Here is a 15,185-nt window from a genome sequence, read left to right as displayed (position 1 = left end):
CGCGGGGCGCGGGGCGCGGGGCGCGGGGCGCGGGGCGCGGGGCGCGGGGCGCGGGGCGCGGGGCGCGGGGCGCGGGGCGCGGGGCGCGGGGCGCGTCAGGTGGTTGGATCGGCCGTACTCAGGAAGAGCCGCAGGCCGAGGTCGGCCAGGGAGCCGGCGATGTCGTCGACGGGTGCCCGGGGTAGCACGATGTGACTGACCACCAGCCGCACGATGGTGTCGGCGGCGAACGCCAGCCGGGCCGGATCGGCCTGCGGTAGGTGGGTGCCGGTCCACTCGATCAGCGCGCCGGATGCCTCGGCGAGCACCAACTCGGCGCGGGTGGTGAGGTACGGCAGCAACTCGTCCGAGCCGCCCCGGGCGCTGGTCAGGATCGACTTGATCAGCGGGTTGTCGGCCACCTCGGCGAGGGTGTGCCGGATCGCGGCGTACGCGCCGGCCCGGACGTGGGTGCCGTGCGTGTGCAGCGCGGCGCGGACGTCGCCGACGAACCGGTCGACCTCGCGCCGGGCGAGTGCCTCGGCCAGGCCCGCCTTGCTGCCGAACTCGTTGTAGACGGTCTGCCGACTCACCCCGGCGGCCGTGGCCACCCCGCCCATCCGTACGCCGTCCCAGCCGGCGGCGACGGTCTGCGCGCGGGCGGCGTCCACGATCGTGTCCCGCAGCCGCTGGCGCGCGGAGTCCCTCAGCTCAGCCATGGTGGTCGAAGTCTACGACCGGCGTGACCCGCCGGGCGGCGGGCGTGGGTCGCGTGCGGGAGCCCGAGGGGGCACCGGGAGGCGAGCACCGCCGAGTGAGCGCCGGGGGCGACCCGGAGCGGCGGTCGACTCGCGCCCGCGGCGACTCCAGCCACAGCCCGCGCGATCCGACCGTCACGCACCAGCAGCCGCCATCGGGCGCGCTCCATGCCGGGCCGCCGCCATCCGACGCGGGCGGGTCGGGAGCGCGCCCGATGGCGGCGGCCCGGCACGGAGCGCATAGGATGTGCGGTCATGGCACGCGTGCTCACTCCCCGTGCGGAGGACTTTCCCCGCTGGTACCAGGACCTGATCGCCAAGGCGAAGCTGGCCGACAACGGCCCGGTCCGGGGGACCATGGTCATCCGTCCGGCCGGCTACGCCATCTGGGAGCGGATGCAGGCCGAGATGGACGCCCGGATCAAGGCGGCCGGCGCGGAGAACGCGTACTTCCCGCTGTTCATCCCGGAGAGCTACCTCAAGCGCGAGGCCGAGCACGTCGAGGGCTTCTCGCCGGAGCTGGCGGTGGTCACCCACGGTGGCGGCAAGCAGCTCGCCGAGCCGGTGGTGGTGCGCCCCACCAGCGAGACGGTGATCGGCGAGTTCATGGCCAAGTGGATCGACTCGTACCGGGACCTGCCGCTGCTGCTCAACCAGTGGGCCAACGTGGTCCGCTGGGAGCTGCGCCCCCGGATCTTCCTGCGCACCAGCGAGTTCCTCTGGCAGGAGGGGCACACCGCGCACGCCACCCGCGCCGACGCCCGCGCCTACGCCCGGCGGATCCTGCACGAGGCGTACGAGGATCTGATGGTCAACGTGCTGGGCATCCCGGTGGTGGTCGGCCTGAAGACCGCCCGCGAGCGGTTCGCCGGGGCGACCGCCACCTACACCTGCGAAGGCATGATGGGCGACGGCAAGGCCCTCCAGCTCGGCACCAGCCACGAGCTGGGGCAGAACTTCGCCAAGGCCTTCGACATCAGCTACTCCTCGGCCGAGGGTGGCCGGGAGCACGCCTGGACGACCTCCTGGGGCACCTCGACCCGGATGCTCGGCGGCCTGATCATGGCCCACGGCGACGACAACGGCCTGCGGGTGCCGCCGAAGCTGGCGCCGGTCCAGGCGTACGTGATGGTGGTCAAGGCCGGCGAGGGCGTGGGCGAGGCGGCGGCCAAGCTGTGCGACGCGCTGCGTGACGCCGGCGTGCGGGTGGCCCTCGACGACCGCACCGACACCCCGTTCGGCCGCCGGGCCGTCGACGCCGAGCTGCGTGGCTACCCGGTACGCGTCGAGGTCGGCCCGCGTGACCTGGCCGCCGGTAACGCGGTCGTGGTCCGGCGTACGGACGGATCGAAGGCCCCCACTGCGGTGGCGGACGTGGTCGACGCGGTCCTGGCGGCCCTGGTGGCCGACCAGCAGACGCTGCACGACCAGGCCCTCGCGCACCGCGAGTCGCGCACCGTGACGGTGTCGACCCTCGCGGAGGCGATCGAGGCGGCGGCCACCGGCTGGGCGAAGGTGCCGTGGTCGGCGGTCGGCGTGCCGGGCGAGGCCGAGGCGAACGGTCAGGGTGTCACCGTCCGCTGCCTGCTCCGCGCCGACGGCTCGGTGCCGGACTCGGAGGACGAGTCGGACCTGGTCGCCATCCTGGCCCGCGCCTACTGACGTGCGGCCCACCGCCCCGGCCGACCGGTTCGCGCCGGGGCGGTTGGTCATGCACCGTAACGTGCGGCACGGCCGGATCGGTTGGGCCCGGCCGGCTCGGGTGGTCAGCGACGACGCGCGCGGTCTGCTGCTCTGGCTCGCCCGGGACTCCCCGGTGGCCAACGAGGTGACCGAGGCGGGGCTGGGCATGCGGGCGATGCCGTTCGCCGAGTGGATCACGTCGGCCTACCGGCTGGCGCACGGCCGGTGGCACGGCCCGCCGCTGCTGAAGTTCCTGCCCACCGGGGCCGCCCACTCCGTGTGGTGGTTCCGGGACGCCGACGACCGCTTCGCCCACTGGTACGTCAACCTGGAGGAACCGGGCGTCCGCTGGGACGACGGCCCGGTGGCCGGGGTCGACGTGGTCGACCAGGACCTCGACGTGGTGGTCCGCCCGGACCGGAGCTGGCGGTGGAAGGACGAGGAGGAGTTCGTCGAGCGCCTCGCCTTCCCCGGTCACTACTGGGTGGCCGACGCCAGGGCGGTCCGGGCCGAGGGGGAGCGGGTGATCGCCCGTGCCGAGGCCGGCAGGTTCCCGTTCGACGGCACCTGGTGCGATTTCAACCCGCCGGCCGCCTGGACGGTGCCGGACGTCCTCCCGTCCGGCTGGGACCGGCCACCGGCCCGCTGACCGTGTGCTGCCTCACACTTGACCCGGTCGGGGCGACCGGGCCGGGTCCGGTGCGAGAGATCGGCGCGCGATCTGGCAGAATGGGTCGCTGGTATCCGGCGCGCGTCCGGCGCCCTCTAACCCGGGCGTGTCGCCAGTCCACCGAGCAGTCTCCGGCCCAACCCCACTGTGCCGGTCGGCTCTCACCCGTGCACCGCCCCGCATGTCGGGCCGGTGAAATCGCAACAGGAGCGAAACAACTGTGGCCGTAAAGATCCGGCTCCTGCGGATGGGCAAGATCCGCAACCCGCAGTACCGCATCGTCATCGCCGACTCGCGCACCAAGCGTGACGGTCGCGCGATCGAGTTCGTGGGTGTGTACCAGCCGAAGGAAGACCCTTCGATCATCGAGGTCAAGTCGGAGCGGGTCCAGTACTGGCTCTCGGTCGGCGCGCAGCCGAGCGAGGCCGTCCAGCGGCTGCTGGAGCTGACCGGCGACTGGCAGAAGTTCAAGGGCCTGCCGGCCCCGCCGCCGCTGAAGGTCGCCGCCGAGCGCGCCGACCGCAAGGCGGCGTACGAGGCCGAGGCGAAGGCCGCCGCCGGCCTGGCCCCGGAGACCCCGGCCAAGCCGGCGAAGAAGGCCGCCAAGGTCGAGGCCGAGGCGCCGAAGACCGAGGCTCCGGCCGAGGCCCCGGCCGCTGCTGCCGACGCCGGTGAGCAGGCCTGACATGCCACTGCGTCCCGCGCTGGAGCACCTGGTCAAGGGAATCGTCGACCACCCGGACGACGTGCGCGTCCGCATGGTCGACTCCCGTCGGGGCAAGCGGCTGGAAGTCCGCGTGCACCCGGAGGACCTCGGCACGGTGATCGGGCGGTCCGGCCGGACCGCCAAGGCACTGCGCCAGGTGATCGGCTCCATCGGTGGACGCGGGGTACGCGTCGACATCGTCGACTCGTACTGATGCTGCTCATCGTCGGCAGGATCGGCAAGCCGCACGGCATCCGCGGTGAGGTCACCGTGGAGGTGCGGACCGACGAGCCCGAGGCGCGTTTCGCCCCCGGCGCGGTGCTGCGCACCGAGCCGGGGGCGAGGCCCCCGACCACCTCGTCGGCGCGCAGCGGGGTGCCACGCACCGAGCCGGGGCCGAAGCCCCCGACCACCTCGTCGGCGCGCAGCGGGGTGCCACGCACCGAGCCGGCGGCGGCCGCGCCGGAAGGTCCCGGACCGGGGGTGGCCTTCGAGGTTCCCGCGGAGCTGACCATCGAGTCGGCCCGTTGGCACCAGGGTCGGATGCTGGTCGCCTTCGAGGGGGTCCTCGACCGCGAGGTCGCCGAGGCGTTGCGCGGCACCCTGATCGGGGTGGACAGCGCCGGCGTCGCCCCGCCGGAGGACCCGGAGGAGTTCCACGACCACCAGTTGGTCGGCCTCGCCGTGGTCACCCCCGACGGCGAGCACCTGGGCGAGGTGGCGAAGATCGACCACGCCCCCGCCTCCGACCTGCTCGTCGTGCGCCGCCCCGAGGGGCGGACCGCGCTGATCCCGTTCGTCAAGGCGATCGTCCCGGAGGTCGACCTGGCCGGCGGTCGCGTCGTCGTCGACCCGCCGGCTGGTCTGCTCGACCTCTAGACCGGAAGCCACCACATGCGCGTCGACATCGTGTCGATCTTCCCGGAGTACTTCGCCCCGCTGGACCTGTCGCTGATCGGTCGGGCCCGGGAGCACGGCATGCTCCGGCTGGCCGTACACGACCTGCGGAGCTGGACCCACGACGTGCACCGCACGGTCGACGACACGCCCTACGGCGGCGGGCCGGGCATGGTCATGCGGCCGGAGCCGTGGGGCGAGGCGCTGGACGCCCTCGCCCCCGACGAGCTGAGCCCGAACGGCCTCACCCTGCCCCGGCTGCTGGTGCCCTCGCCGGCCGGGGTGCCCTTCACCCAGGCGATGGCGCACGAGTTGGCGGCCGAGTCGCACCTGCTCTTCGCCTGCGGCCGGTACGAGGGCATCGACCAGCGGGTGCTCGACCACGCCGCGACCCGGATGCGGGTCACCGAGGTCTCCCTCGGCGACTACGTGCTCTTCGGCGGCGAGGTCGCGGTGCTGGTGATCCTGGAGGCGGTCACCCGGCTGCTGCCCGGGGTGCTCGGCAACGCCGGCTCGTTGGACGACGAGTCGCACGCCCACGGCCTGCTGGAAGCCCCGATGTTCACCAAGCCGGCGAGCTGGCGCGGCCACGAGGTGCCGGCGGTGCTCCGCTCCGGCGACCACGGGCGGATCGCCCGCTGGCGGCGGGACGAGGCACTGACCCGGACGGCCAGCCGACGTCCCGACCTGATCGCCGCGCTGCCCCCGCAGAGCCTGGACAAACGGGACGTGGCGGCGCTGGACCGGGTCGGATTTCCGCCGCCGCCGGGGGATGTGGCAAAGTAGGGGGGTTGCCGCGCCCGTCCGCGCCCGTGGACGGCTGCGAGGATCTTCGACCGGGGTCGGCGTGCCGGCCACCGTCCGATGATCAGAATCACCCATCCGCGCACCGAGTGACGGTGCGCCGTGAGCCTCACGAGGACATCGCGATGAACATCCTGGACGCCCTTGACGCCCAGTCGAAGCGCACCGACCTCCCCGACTTCCGTGCCGGTGACACCGTGAAGGTGCACGCTCGGGTCGTCGAGGGCAACCGGTCCCGGGTCCAGATCTTCCAGGGCGTCGTGATCCGCCGCCAGGGTGACGGTCTGCGCGAGACCTTCTCGGTCCGCAAGGTCAGCTTCGGTGTGGGGGTCGAGCGGACGTACCCGCTGAACGGCCCGGGCATCGACCGGATCGAGATCGTGACCCGCGGTGACGTCCGCCGCGCCAAGCTCTACTACCTGCGTGAGCTGCGCGGCAAGAAGGCCAAGATCAAGGAGAAGCGGGAGAAGCAGCCCAGCTGACTTCCCGTTCGCCACGCCGCCTGACCTGCCCGGATGTCGTCTCGACCAGATCGCACTACGCTGGTCGGCACGGGCGCAGGACGGCGGTGGGTGTCGCGACGTCGGTCGCGGTGCCACGACTGTCCACTACCGCCCGTGGGGCCTCGACGAGGCTCCCGGGCGGTAGTGTCGTCTCTGCGGACCGGGGAGTGGCGTGGTGCAGGTGCTTGACTCAGAAGGCACGGCCGATCCGTGGCGTCGGCGGAACCGTCCCGGCCGCCGGCAGATGCCCCTCTGGCAGGAGTTGCCGCTCCTGCTGATCGTGGCCTTCTGCCTCGCGGTGCTGATCCGCACGTTCCTGCTCCAGGCGTTCTTCATCCCGTCCGGCTCGATGCAGGACACCCTCCTGATCGGGGACCGGGTCCTGGTCAACAAGGTCGTCTACGACGTCCGTGACCCGGTGCGCGGCGAGGTGGTGGTCTTCCGGGGCACCGACAAGTGGGTCGCCCAGGAGACCCCCACGCCGCCCGCCGGCATCACCGGCAAGGTCGGGCGTACCCTCGGCGACCTGGTCGGGGTCAGCCGCCCCGGCGAGAAGGACTTCATCAAGCGGGTCATCGGGCTCCCCGGGGACCGGGTCGAGTGCTGCGACGAGCAGGGCCGGGTGCTGGTCAACGGCGTCCCGTTGGACGAGCCGTACGTGGTCCGCGACTCGCCGCTGGACGTCCCGCCGAACCCGAAGGAGTGCCGGTCCCGCCGGTTCGACGAGGTGGTCGTGCCACCGGGGCAGATCTTCGTGATGGGCGACCACCGGCTCGTCTCCCAGGACGCCCGCTGTCAGGGGCCGGTGCCGATCGACAACGTGATCGGCCGGGCCTTCATGGTGGTCTGGCCGTCCTCCCGGTGGGCGTCCCTGCCGGTGCCGGAGACCTTCGACGGGCTCTCCCGCCCGGCTGCCGCTCCCGCCGGGCCGCCGCCGGTCTCGCCCACCCCGGTGGGCGATGTCGCCCTGCTGCTCCCGGCCACCGCCCTGATTTCCGTTGTCGCGCGTTCCGGACGGCCGGCGCGCTCCCGGGGACGTAGGCTCCACCCGTGATTGACGAGCAGACCGACAAGCCGCGCAGCTCCTTCTGGAAGGAACTGCCCATTCTCCTGGGCGTCGCGATCCTGGTGGCGGTGCTGGTTCGCGCATTCGTGCTGCAGACCTTCTTCATCCCGTCCCCGTCCATGGAGAACACCCTCAAGATCGACGATCGGGTGCTGGTCAACAAGCTGGTCTACGACTTCCGCTCGCCGCACCGGGGCGAGGTGGTGGTGTTCAAGGCACCGACCGAGTGGAGCGGCAACCCCGACGGTGAGGACTTCATCAAGCGGGTGATCGGGGTCGGCGGCGACCACGTGGTCTGCTGCGACGCGCAGGACCGCCTGACGATCAACGGCAAGTCGCTCGACGAGCCGTACATCTACTCCGCGAACGGCCAGCAGGACAAGCCCGCCGACCAGGAGTTCGACATCACCGTCCCGCAGGGGCGGCTCTGGGTGATGGGTGACCACCGCTCGGCCTCCGGCGACTCGCTGGAGCACTGGCAGCAGTCCGGTCGCAACATCGACAGCGCCACCATCCCCGAGGGCGAGGTGGTGGGCCGCGCCTTCACCGTCTTCTGGCCGTTCGACCGGGCCACCTGGCTCAGCGTGCCGAAGTCGTTCGACGGGATTCCCAACTCCTGACCGGCCCGGTCGCCCCGGGGCGTGGCCGAGCGTCGGCGGTGTCTGGCAGGCTGGTGCGGTGACCGTCTACACCCCTCGCCGCGCGGCCCGCGTGCTGCTCGTCGACGCGTCCGGCCGGGTCCTCCTGTTCGAGGGCATCGACCCCGGTCGTCCGGGCCACCGGTACTGGTTCACCCCCGGTGGCGGGCTCGCCCCGGGCGAGTCCCCGGCCGCTGGCGCGGCCCGCGAGCTGGCCGAGGAGACCGGGCTGCGGCTGGATCCGGCGGAGCTGGGCGAGTCGGTGCGGTCCGAGACGATCGAGTTCCCCTTCGACGGCGTGTGGTACCGCCAGGAACAGGAGTTCTTCCTGGTCCGGGTGCCCGGCTGGGAGGTGGACACGGCCGGCTTCGACGAGATCGAGCGGGCCAGTGTCCGCGGGCACCGCTGGTGGTCGGTGCCCGAGCTGACCGCCACCGCCGACCGTTACTACCCGGCCGACCTGCCCGGACTGCTGGTCCAGGTGGGGGGCGCCGCCGATCCCGCCGGTGCCGTCCCGGGGCCGGGTGGGTCGTGCTGACGCCGCCGCGCACGGTGGTGCGCCGCGACGGCGGGCTCTACGCGCTGGAGCGGGCCCTGCAACGGCGGGGCTTCCGGTACGTCGCGGGCGCGGACGAGGCAGGCCGGGGCGCCTGCGCCGGGCCGCTGGTGGCCGCCGCCGCCGTGCTCCCCGAGGGGCGGCGCGGCGAGATCGAGGGCCTGGCCGACTCCAAGCTGCTCACCCCGGCCAGCCGGGAGCGGATCTACGCCGAGGTGGTCGCGCGGGCGCTGGCGTACGCGGTGGTGGTCATCCCGGCCGAGGAGGTCGACGCCCGGGGTCTGCACGTGTGCAACCTGGCCGCGATGCGCCGGGCGCTGGCGTCGCTGACCACCCGGCCGGATTACGTGCTGACCGACGGGTTCGGCGTGGACGGGCTGGACGTGCCGGGGCTGGCGGTCTGGAAGGGTGACCGGGTGGCGGCCTGCGTGGCGGCGGCCAGTGTGCTGGCCAAGGTCACCCGGGACCGGCTCATGGTGGAGCTGGACGGGCGGTATCCGGGCTACGGCTTCGCCGAGCACAAGGGGTACGTCACCGCCGAGCACACCGAGGCCCTGCGGGAGCGTGGGCCCTGCGTGGAGCACCGGTTCTCGTACGTCAACGTGGCCGTCGTCTCCGGTCGGGAGGGTGCCCCACCGCGGGCCCGCCGACCGGTCGGCGGCCCGGCTCCCGAGCCGATGGAGCGCTCGGGCTCGGCAGGGGGTACCGTCGGCGTGGCGTTGGGCGAGCAGCCTCGGCCTCCGGCGCCGGTGGGGCAGGATGTGGTCATGGAAGGCGGAGTGCGATGAGCGCGGAAGACCTCGAAAAGTACGAGACCGAGATGGAGCTACAGCTCTACCGGGAGTACCGCGACATTGTCCGCCAGTTCTCCTACGTGGTGGAGACGGAACGCCGCTTCTACCTGGCCAACCAGGTCGACCTGCACGTGCGCAACTCCGACGGCGAGGTCTACTTCGAGGTCGAGATGCACGACGCCTGGGTGTGGGACATGTACCGCCCTGCCCGGTTCGTCAAGAACGTCCGGGTGATGACGTTCAAGGACGTCAACGTCGAGGAGCTGGAGAAGCCCGACATCTCCCTGCCGGCCGACTCCGGCTTCGGCGGCTGATCCGCGCCCCCGGCCGGCGTCCCCACCCGCCGGCCGGGGCCACCGCCCGACCCGGGCACCTCACTCCGCGACAACCACCACGCCGACCCGCTGGACCAGGTTGTTGGCGAAGCCACCCCGGTTCCACGGCTGTTCGACCGGCTGGGTGCGCCCCGACCCGTCGGTGGCGCGGGCGCCCAGCGCGTACCGGCCCGGCTCCGGGGCCCACTCGTACCGCCAGCGCCGCCAGGACCACTCGCCGCCGCTCGGCGGGTCCAGGGTGGCCGGTGCCCAGCTCGTTCCGCCGTCCGTGGTCACCTCCACCGCCACCACCGGCGCGTGTCCCGACCAGGCCCGTCCGTCCACCGTGCACGGACCCGGCCGCAGCACCCGGGTACGGGACATGAAGTCGGGAAAGCCCGGCGGGCGGACCAGGGCCCGCGGCTCGATCCGGGTCACCGGCTCGCCCGGGTCGTCGGCTTCCCGCCGCAGCCGGTAGGCCACCGCGTTCTGGTAGCCGTCGAACTCCCCGGTCAGCACCGTGATCGAGCGCAGCCACTTGACGTGCGCCATGCCGTACCAGCCGGGGACGATCAGCCGCAGCGGCGCGCCGTGCTGCGGCAGCAGGGGAGCGCCGTTCATCTCGTACGCCAGCAGCACCTCCTCGCGGAGCGCGTCGGCGACCGGCAGGGCCCGCTGGTAGTCCTGCTCGACGCCGCGCTCCACGCCGTGGTCGGCGCCGGTGAATACCACGTCCACCGCGTCCGGCGCGATCCCGGCCTCGCGCAGCAGCGGGGCCAGCGGGGTGCCGGTCCACTCGGCGTTGCCGACCGCCTCCACCAGCCAGGGCTGGCTGACCGGGCGCGGATGCAGCAGGGCCCGACCGTTGCCGGCGCACTCCAGCGTCACCCGGCGGGTGACCCGGGGACGCTCCCGCAGCTCGGCCAGACCGAGCCGGAGCGGCCGGCGCACCGCGCCTTCCACGGTCAGCGCGTGGCCGGCCGGGTCGAGATCCGGGATGTCGTAGTGGATGAGCAGGTAGTGCAGGCCGGCGGGGGTGACGTCGTAGCGCAGCGCTTCGAGCGGTATGCCGTGGTTGCGGGCGGCGAGCTGAAGCTCCTCCGGGCTGATCCCCTCGTCCGGATCGGCGACCCGCGACGGTCGGCTCACGTCGTGCACGGTGCTCATCACGGCCCCCGGTCTGTGCCTCGGTGTGCGTGGCCCCAGCCTAGACCGGTGGGCGACCGGTCTAGGCGGGCCCGGTGCCGCCCCGGCGGCGAGCCCCACCTAGCAGATCGGCGGGCCGGCCGGGCGTTGTCCACAGGGCCGCCCGCCGTCCACAGCGGACAGCATGTCCGTGGCGGTGGCCCGCCGGTCTCGGCATGCTGCGACCATGCGGACACGATTACGGCACGCGGCGGCCCTCGGCGCCGTCGTCATCATGTTCGGCTCGCCGTGGATCCCCGGGTGGGTGCCCGCGTCGGCCTCCCCACCACCGTCGACACCGGCGCGGGCCACGCCGGGCCCGGTGTTCCGCTGGCCGCTCGACGGCACGCCCCGGCCGGTCCGCCGGTTCAACCCGCCGCCACAGCCCTGGCTGCCCGGCCACCGAGGCGTGGACCTGGCCGGCGAGCCCGGTGCCACCGTCCGCGCCGCCGGGGCCGGCACGGTGCTCTTCGCCGGCCTGGTCGCGGGCCGACCGGTGGTCACCGTCGGCCACCCGGCGGGCCTGCGGACCACCTACGAGCCGGTCCACCCCGACGTCCACCCTGGCGATGTCGTCGCGGCGGGCGCACCGTTGGGCGTCCTGCTGGCCGGTCATCCGGGCTGCCCCACCGCCCCGCAGCGCCCCGCACCTCGGCGGCCCGCCGGGGACTGCCTGCACTGGGGGCTGCGCCGGGGCGCGGAATACCTCGACCCGCTGGCCCTGCTCGGGCTCGGGCCGGTCCGGCTGCTGCCGACGTCGCTTCCCGCCGCCTCGGAGACCGTCACCACCTGGCCGGTCGGCGTCCCCGCCCGGGAGCCGGTCGGCGTCCCCGCCGCCTGGCCGGTCGGCGTCCCCGCCGCCGCGCCGGACGGCGTGGAGCGGCGTGCGGGGTGGGCCGCCTGCCGGTGCGGTCAGCGCACCGGCGGCACCCGATCAGCCCCGGGCCAGCAGCGGCGGCAACCGGACGGCCAACCGCTCGTACTCGTCGGGGGTGTTGTAGACCTGTCCACAGAGCCGTAGCCAGCCGTGCCCGTTCCACGTCATCACCGCCACCTCGATGGCCAGCCGCTCGGCGATCCGGGCGCGCAACGCCCGGGCCTCGTCCAGCGTGCCGCCGATCCCCGGGGGGAGCGGCACGATCCGCATCGACACCGCCGGTCCGCCCGGGTCCGGCAGGTCGGCCGGCGCCACCCCGAGGGCGTCCCCGACCACCCGCTGCCCGTACGCGGCCAGCGCGGCGTTGTGCGCCCGCACCCGGTCGACCCCGAGGCTGCGCAGCGTGTAGAGCCCGGCCGGGGCGCTCAGCCAGCCGGTGTAGTCGAGGGTCGCCTGCCACTCGACGTTGCCGGGGAAGCCCGCCGCCTGCTCCCAGGAGACCACCAGCGGCTCCATCCGGGACCGCCACGGTGGGGCGACCACCAGCACGGCGGTGCCGCGCGGGGCGTACCCCCACTTGTGCAGGTTGCCCACCCAGAAGTCGGCGCCCAGCGCGCCGACCTGCACCGGCAGCATCCCCGGCGCGTGCGCGGCGTCCACCAGGACGGGGATGCCGTGCTCGCGGGCCACCCGGGCGAGCGCGGCGACCGGCAGCAGCCGGGCGGTGGCCGAGGTGAGCTGGTCGACGACCAGCAGCCGGGTCCGTCCGGGGCGCAGCCCGGCGCGGACGATCTCCACGAGCTGCTCGTCGGTGGCGGCCAGCGGCAGGTGCAGGGTGCGGGCGGACGCGCCGGTGCGCCGGCACTCCCGGGCGATGGAGAGGGCGACCGCGCCGTACCCGTGGTCGGTGCTGAGCACCTCGTCGCCGGCACCCAGGCCGAGCGACTGGAGGACCACCGCCACGCCCGTGGTGGCGTTGCCGACCAGCGCGGTGCCGTCGGGGTCGGCACCGAGGAACGCGGCCAGGTGCCGCCGGACGTGGGTGATCCGGTCGACCAGCCCGGTACCGAGGAAGCGCAGCGGATTGGCCTCCATCTCGTCACGTAGGCGCTGCTGCACCCGCTGCACGCCGATCGGCACCGCGCCGAACGAGCCGTGGTTGAGATGGCTGACCGAGGGGTCGAGGGAGAAGAGCAGTCGGGCCCCGGGGATCGGCTCGGGCGGCTGCGGGACGCTCATCCGGTGATGGTAGCCCGCAGACGATCACCGGCCTCCCGATCACCGGCCTCCCGATCGCCGGCGTGGGCCCGGCTCAGGCCCGGGGATGGGCCTGGCGGTAGGCGGCCCGTAGCCGTTCCACCGACACGTGGGTGTAGATCTGGGTGCTCGCCAGCGAGGAGTGGCCCAACAGCTCCTGCACCGCCCGCAGGTCGGCACCGCCCTCCAGCAGGTGGGTGGCTGCCGAGTGGCGCAGCCCGTGCGGGCTGGTCGGGGGCAGCCCGGCGGCGCGGGCGTAGCCGGCGACGATCCGCCGGGCCGTGGTCGGGTGGAGCCGTCCGCCCCTGGCACCGAGGAGCAGCGCCCGACCGGAGCCCGGGACCGCCAGCGCCGGTCGGCCGAGCTCCAGCCACCGGTCGAGCGCCCGCTGCGCCGGCAGTCCGTACGGGACGGAGCGTTCCCGGTTGCCCTTGCCGAGGACCCGGATCACCCGGCGGCCCGGGTCGACGTCGGTGGTGTCCACCCCGCAGACCTCGCTGATCCGCGCTCCGGTGGCGTAGAGCAGTTCGAGCAGGGCCCGGTCCCGCAGCAGGATCGGCTCGGCCGGCACGGTGCCCGCCGAGGGCTCGTCGCCCCGATCCGGTGGCCCGCCCGCCGTCCCGGACCGCTCCCGCCTCGACGTACTGGCCGTGAGGCCGGCCGGCCCGTGGACACCCACCGTGTCCGGTGCTTCGACGAGCGCCGCCGCCTGGTCGGCGCGGAGCACCGTGGGCAGTTCCCGGCGCGCCTTCGGGGTGGCCAGCGGGGCGGCCACGTCGGTCGGCAGCACCCCCGCCCGGTGCGCCCAGGCGCTGAAGGTACGCGCCGCCGCGGCGCGGCGTGCCGAGGAACTGCGCGCGGCACCCGTCGTCCGCTGCTTCGCCAGCCAGCTACGCAGCACGGTGAGGTCCACCTCGGCGGGGTCGGCGCAGCCCATCCGGACCGCGTGGTCGAGCAGGGCGACCACGTCGGCGACGTACGCCCGGACGGTGTGCGCGGACCGGTCGCGCACCTGGGCGAGGTGGGTGGCGAACTCGTCCACCGCCGTCCGCATCGCCGGTGGCAGGGCCTGGTGGGTGACCCGGGTACCCGGGCCGCGCCGGCTCACGGTGGCTGCGCCGGCTAGGCGAAGGTGTTCGCCACGGCGACCCGGGCCGGGTCCGGGTCCGCCCAGCTCCAGTTCGGGTGCGCCCGGTTGGTGAGCAGGACCAGCACCCGGCGCCGGTCGGCGTCGACCAGGAACGAGGTGCCGGTGAAACCGGTGTGCCCGAAGGTGGTGGGCCGGGCCAGCCTGCCCATGAACCAGGGCTGGTTGAGTACCACACCGAGGCCGTGGTCGGAGGTGCGTCCGGGCCGGTCCGGGTCGACCGCGGGTAGCCCGGAGTTGGCGTTGCGCAGCATCCGGGCGACGGTGCTCTCGGCGAGAACCCGCTTCCCGCCGTACGTGCCGCCATCGAGCAGCAACTGCCCGATGACCGCGACCTCCTCGGCGGTGCTGAAGATGCCCGCGTGTCCGGCGATGCCGCCGAGGTGGTTGGCCACGTCGTCGTGCACCACGCCCCGCAGCAGCCCCCGGGAGGAGCGGGCGTCGGTGGCGACCAGGCGGTTGGCCCGGTCGGTCGTACTGAGCCAGGTGTTCGGGTTGAAGCCCGTGTACCGCAGCCCCAGCGGCTCGGTCAGGCCGGTCTTCAGGGCCCGGTCGAGGCTCTGCCCGGTGACCTTCTCGACGAGCCTGCCGATGACCATCAGGCCGACGCTGGAGTAGCGGAACACCCGGCCCGGCACGGCTCCGGCGACCAGCGGCGTGGTCAGTACCGCGCGCCACCGCTCGGCCATCGTGGTGTAGCCGGTCACCTTCGCGCCGACCGGTAGGCCGCTGGTGTGGGCCAGCAGCATCGCCACGGTGACGGCGGACTTGCCGGTGCCGGTGAACTCGGGGAGGTAGCGGACCACCGGCGCGTCGAGGTCGAGCCGACCCTTGTCGACCTGCTGCAACGCGAGGATCGAGGTGTAGACCTTGGTGAGCGAGGCCAGGTCGAAGATCGAGTCGGGTCGCATGGCGACCCGCTTCTCGGCCGCGAGCAGCACCGGACCCGCGGCGTACCGCAGGGCTTCCCCCACCGCGAGGTGGTCGGTCGGCTCACCGTCGGTCAGCGCCAGGGCCACCGCGCCCGCGTACGTGGGGTGCTGCGGGTTCTCGGTGGTCGGCTGGAGGTACCGCTGGAGCACGCCGGCCAGCGGCCTCGGTTTCGCCGCGGTGGTGGGGGTGCGGCCCCGAGCCGAACCGGTTCCCGTCCCGACGGCTGCCGCGCCGCCCTGACCACTGCCCTCCGGACCGGAGGGCGCCTGCCAGGATCCGGTCTGCCCGCCGGCGGGACTCTGCTGGCAGCCGGTCAGGCCGATGGCGGTAGCGAATCCGAGGCCGAGGAATGAGCGGCGGTGAATCGACACGCGATGGATCGTCCCATCCCATCCCGCGCAAGACCAGCGGCGCGCGC

The 15,185-nt window shown here is 73.9% G+C and carries 16 protein-coding genes and 3 pseudogenes; 13 read left to right on the top strand and 6 right to left on the bottom strand.

Annotation, left to right across the window (positions count from 1 at the left end; all coding sequences use genetic code 11):
* Nucleotides 1-95: 95 nt before the first annotated feature.
* Nucleotides 96-698, bottom strand: a complete 603-nt coding sequence (locus ACIQG9_RS14375; RefSeq protein ID WP_400401655.1) for a TetR family transcriptional regulator — start codon at nt 696-698, stop codon at nt 96-98.
* Between the two features lie 294 nt (nt 699-992).
* Here ACIQG9_RS14375 and proS point away from each other — a divergent pair, with 294 nt between their 5' ends.
* The 12 genes from proS (at nt 993) to ACIQG9_RS14315 (ending at nt 9,368) form a co-directional block, all read left to right on the top strand.
* Nucleotides 993-2,399 carry a proline--tRNA ligase gene (gene proS, locus ACIQG9_RS14370; RefSeq protein ID WP_400401653.1) on the top strand — a complete coding sequence of 469 codons (1,407 nt, stop codon included), beginning with the start codon at nt 993-995 and terminating at the stop codon, nt 2,397-2,399.
* Between the two features lie 49 nt (nt 2,400-2,448).
* On the top strand, nt 2,449-3,069 hold the full coding sequence (locus ACIQG9_RS14365; RefSeq protein ID WP_400401651.1) for a DUF402 domain-containing protein: 621 nt from the start codon (nt 2,449-2,451) through the stop codon (nt 3,067-3,069).
* A gap of 241 nt (nt 3,070-3,310) precedes the next feature.
* Nucleotides 3,311-3,775 (top strand): 30S ribosomal protein S16, encoded by a 465-nt coding sequence (gene rpsP, locus ACIQG9_RS14360; protein WP_400401649.1) that lies wholly within the window; start codon nt 3,311-3,313, stop codon nt 3,773-3,775.
* The gene (locus tag ACIQG9_RS14355) at nt 3,750-4,010 is read left to right on the top strand and encodes an RNA-binding protein (RefSeq protein WP_172862164.1); all 261 of its coding nucleotides are present in this window, start codon (nt 3,750-3,752) and stop codon (nt 4,008-4,010) included. Before rpsP ends, ACIQG9_RS14355 begins: the two co-directional genes overlap by 26 nt.
* Before the next feature lie 2 nt (nt 4,011-4,012).
* Nucleotides 4,013-4,675, top strand: coding sequence for a ribosome maturation factor RimM (gene rimM, locus ACIQG9_RS14350; RefSeq protein WP_400401710.1), 663 nt, complete (start codon nt 4,013-4,015; stop codon nt 4,673-4,675).
* A gap of 15 nt (nt 4,676-4,690) precedes the next feature.
* Entirely contained in the window at nt 4,691-5,479 is a 789-nt protein-coding gene (gene trmD / locus ACIQG9_RS14345) for a tRNA (guanosine(37)-N1)-methyltransferase TrmD (RefSeq protein ID WP_400401647.1), read from the top strand.
* Between the two features lie 143 nt (nt 5,480-5,622).
* Nucleotides 5,623-5,979, top strand: coding sequence for a 50S ribosomal protein L19 (gene rplS, locus ACIQG9_RS14340; protein ID WP_007456548.1), 357 nt, complete (start codon nt 5,623-5,625; stop codon nt 5,977-5,979).
* 193 nt (nt 5,980-6,172) lie between these two features.
* A complete protein-coding gene (gene lepB / locus ACIQG9_RS14335; protein WP_400401645.1) occupies nt 6,173-7,054 on the top strand; it encodes a signal peptidase I in 882 nt (293 codons plus the stop codon).
* Nucleotides 7,051-7,686 carry a signal peptidase I gene (lepB, locus tag ACIQG9_RS14330; protein ID WP_400401643.1) on the top strand — a complete coding sequence of 212 codons (636 nt, stop codon included), beginning with the start codon at nt 7,051-7,053 and terminating at the stop codon, nt 7,684-7,686. The genes lepB (ACIQG9_RS14335) and lepB (ACIQG9_RS14330) overlap by 4 nt, the downstream gene beginning before the upstream one ends.
* A 58-nt stretch (nt 7,687-7,744) precedes the next feature.
* A complete protein-coding gene (locus ACIQG9_RS14325; RefSeq protein WP_400401641.1) occupies nt 7,745-8,242 on the top strand; it encodes an NUDIX hydrolase in 498 nt (165 codons plus the stop codon).
* A complete protein-coding gene (locus tag ACIQG9_RS14320) occupies nt 8,236-9,048 on the top strand; it encodes a ribonuclease HII (protein ID WP_400401639.1) in 813 nt (270 codons plus the stop codon). Before ACIQG9_RS14325 ends, ACIQG9_RS14320 begins: the two co-directional genes overlap by 7 nt.
* Nucleotides 9,045-9,368: a DUF2469 domain-containing protein gene (locus tag ACIQG9_RS14315; RefSeq protein ID WP_007075222.1), complete on the top strand. Its 324-nt coding sequence runs from the start codon at nt 9,045-9,047 to the stop codon at nt 9,366-9,368. The genes ACIQG9_RS14320 and ACIQG9_RS14315 overlap by 4 nt, the downstream gene beginning before the upstream one ends.
* Before the next feature lie 60 nt (nt 9,369-9,428).
* Here ACIQG9_RS14315 and ACIQG9_RS14310 read toward each other — a convergent pair whose 3' ends face one another.
* Complete coding sequence (locus tag ACIQG9_RS14310; protein ID WP_400401637.1) at nt 9,429-10,517, bottom strand: sulfite oxidase; 1,089 nt, start codon at nt 10,515-10,517, stop codon at nt 9,429-9,431.
* A 181-nt stretch (nt 10,518-10,698) separates the two neighbouring features.
* On the opposite strand from ACIQG9_RS14310, the pseudogene ACIQG9_RS14305 reads away from it, so the two are divergent.
* Nucleotides 10,699-11,307, top strand: a pseudogene (locus ACIQG9_RS14305) (murein hydrolase activator EnvC family protein); the annotation flags it as partial.
* Nucleotides 11,308-11,487: 180 nt separating this feature from the next.
* Here ACIQG9_RS14305 and ACIQG9_RS14300 read toward each other — a convergent pair.
* From ACIQG9_RS14300 to ACIQG9_RS14285, 4 genes and pseudogenes are all read right to left on the bottom strand, one after another.
* Complete coding sequence (locus ACIQG9_RS14300) at nt 11,488-12,669, bottom strand: aminotransferase class V-fold PLP-dependent enzyme (RefSeq protein WP_400401635.1); 1,182 nt, start codon at nt 12,667-12,669, stop codon at nt 11,488-11,490.
* Nucleotides 12,670-12,742: 73 nt separating this feature from the next.
* Nucleotides 12,743-13,246 (bottom strand): annotated as a pseudogene (locus tag ACIQG9_RS14295) (tyrosine-type recombinase/integrase); the annotation flags it as partial.
* Nucleotides 13,247-13,377: 131 nt separating this feature from the next.
* A pseudogene (locus ACIQG9_RS14290) lies at nt 13,378-13,741 on the bottom strand (site-specific integrase); the annotation flags it as partial.
* Between the two features lie 68 nt (nt 13,742-13,809).
* The gene (locus tag ACIQG9_RS14285; RefSeq protein WP_400401633.1) at nt 13,810-15,138 is read right to left on the bottom strand and encodes a serine hydrolase domain-containing protein; all 1,329 of its coding nucleotides are present in this window, start codon (nt 15,136-15,138) and stop codon (nt 13,810-13,812) included.
* Nucleotides 15,139-15,185 lie beyond the last annotated feature (47 nt).

This window comes from Micromonospora sp. NPDC092111 (assembly GCF_044755745.1).
GTDB lineage: Bacteria > Actinomycetota > Actinomycetes > Mycobacteriales > Micromonosporaceae > Micromonospora.
This window is presented reverse-complemented; position numbering and strand designations above follow the sequence as displayed.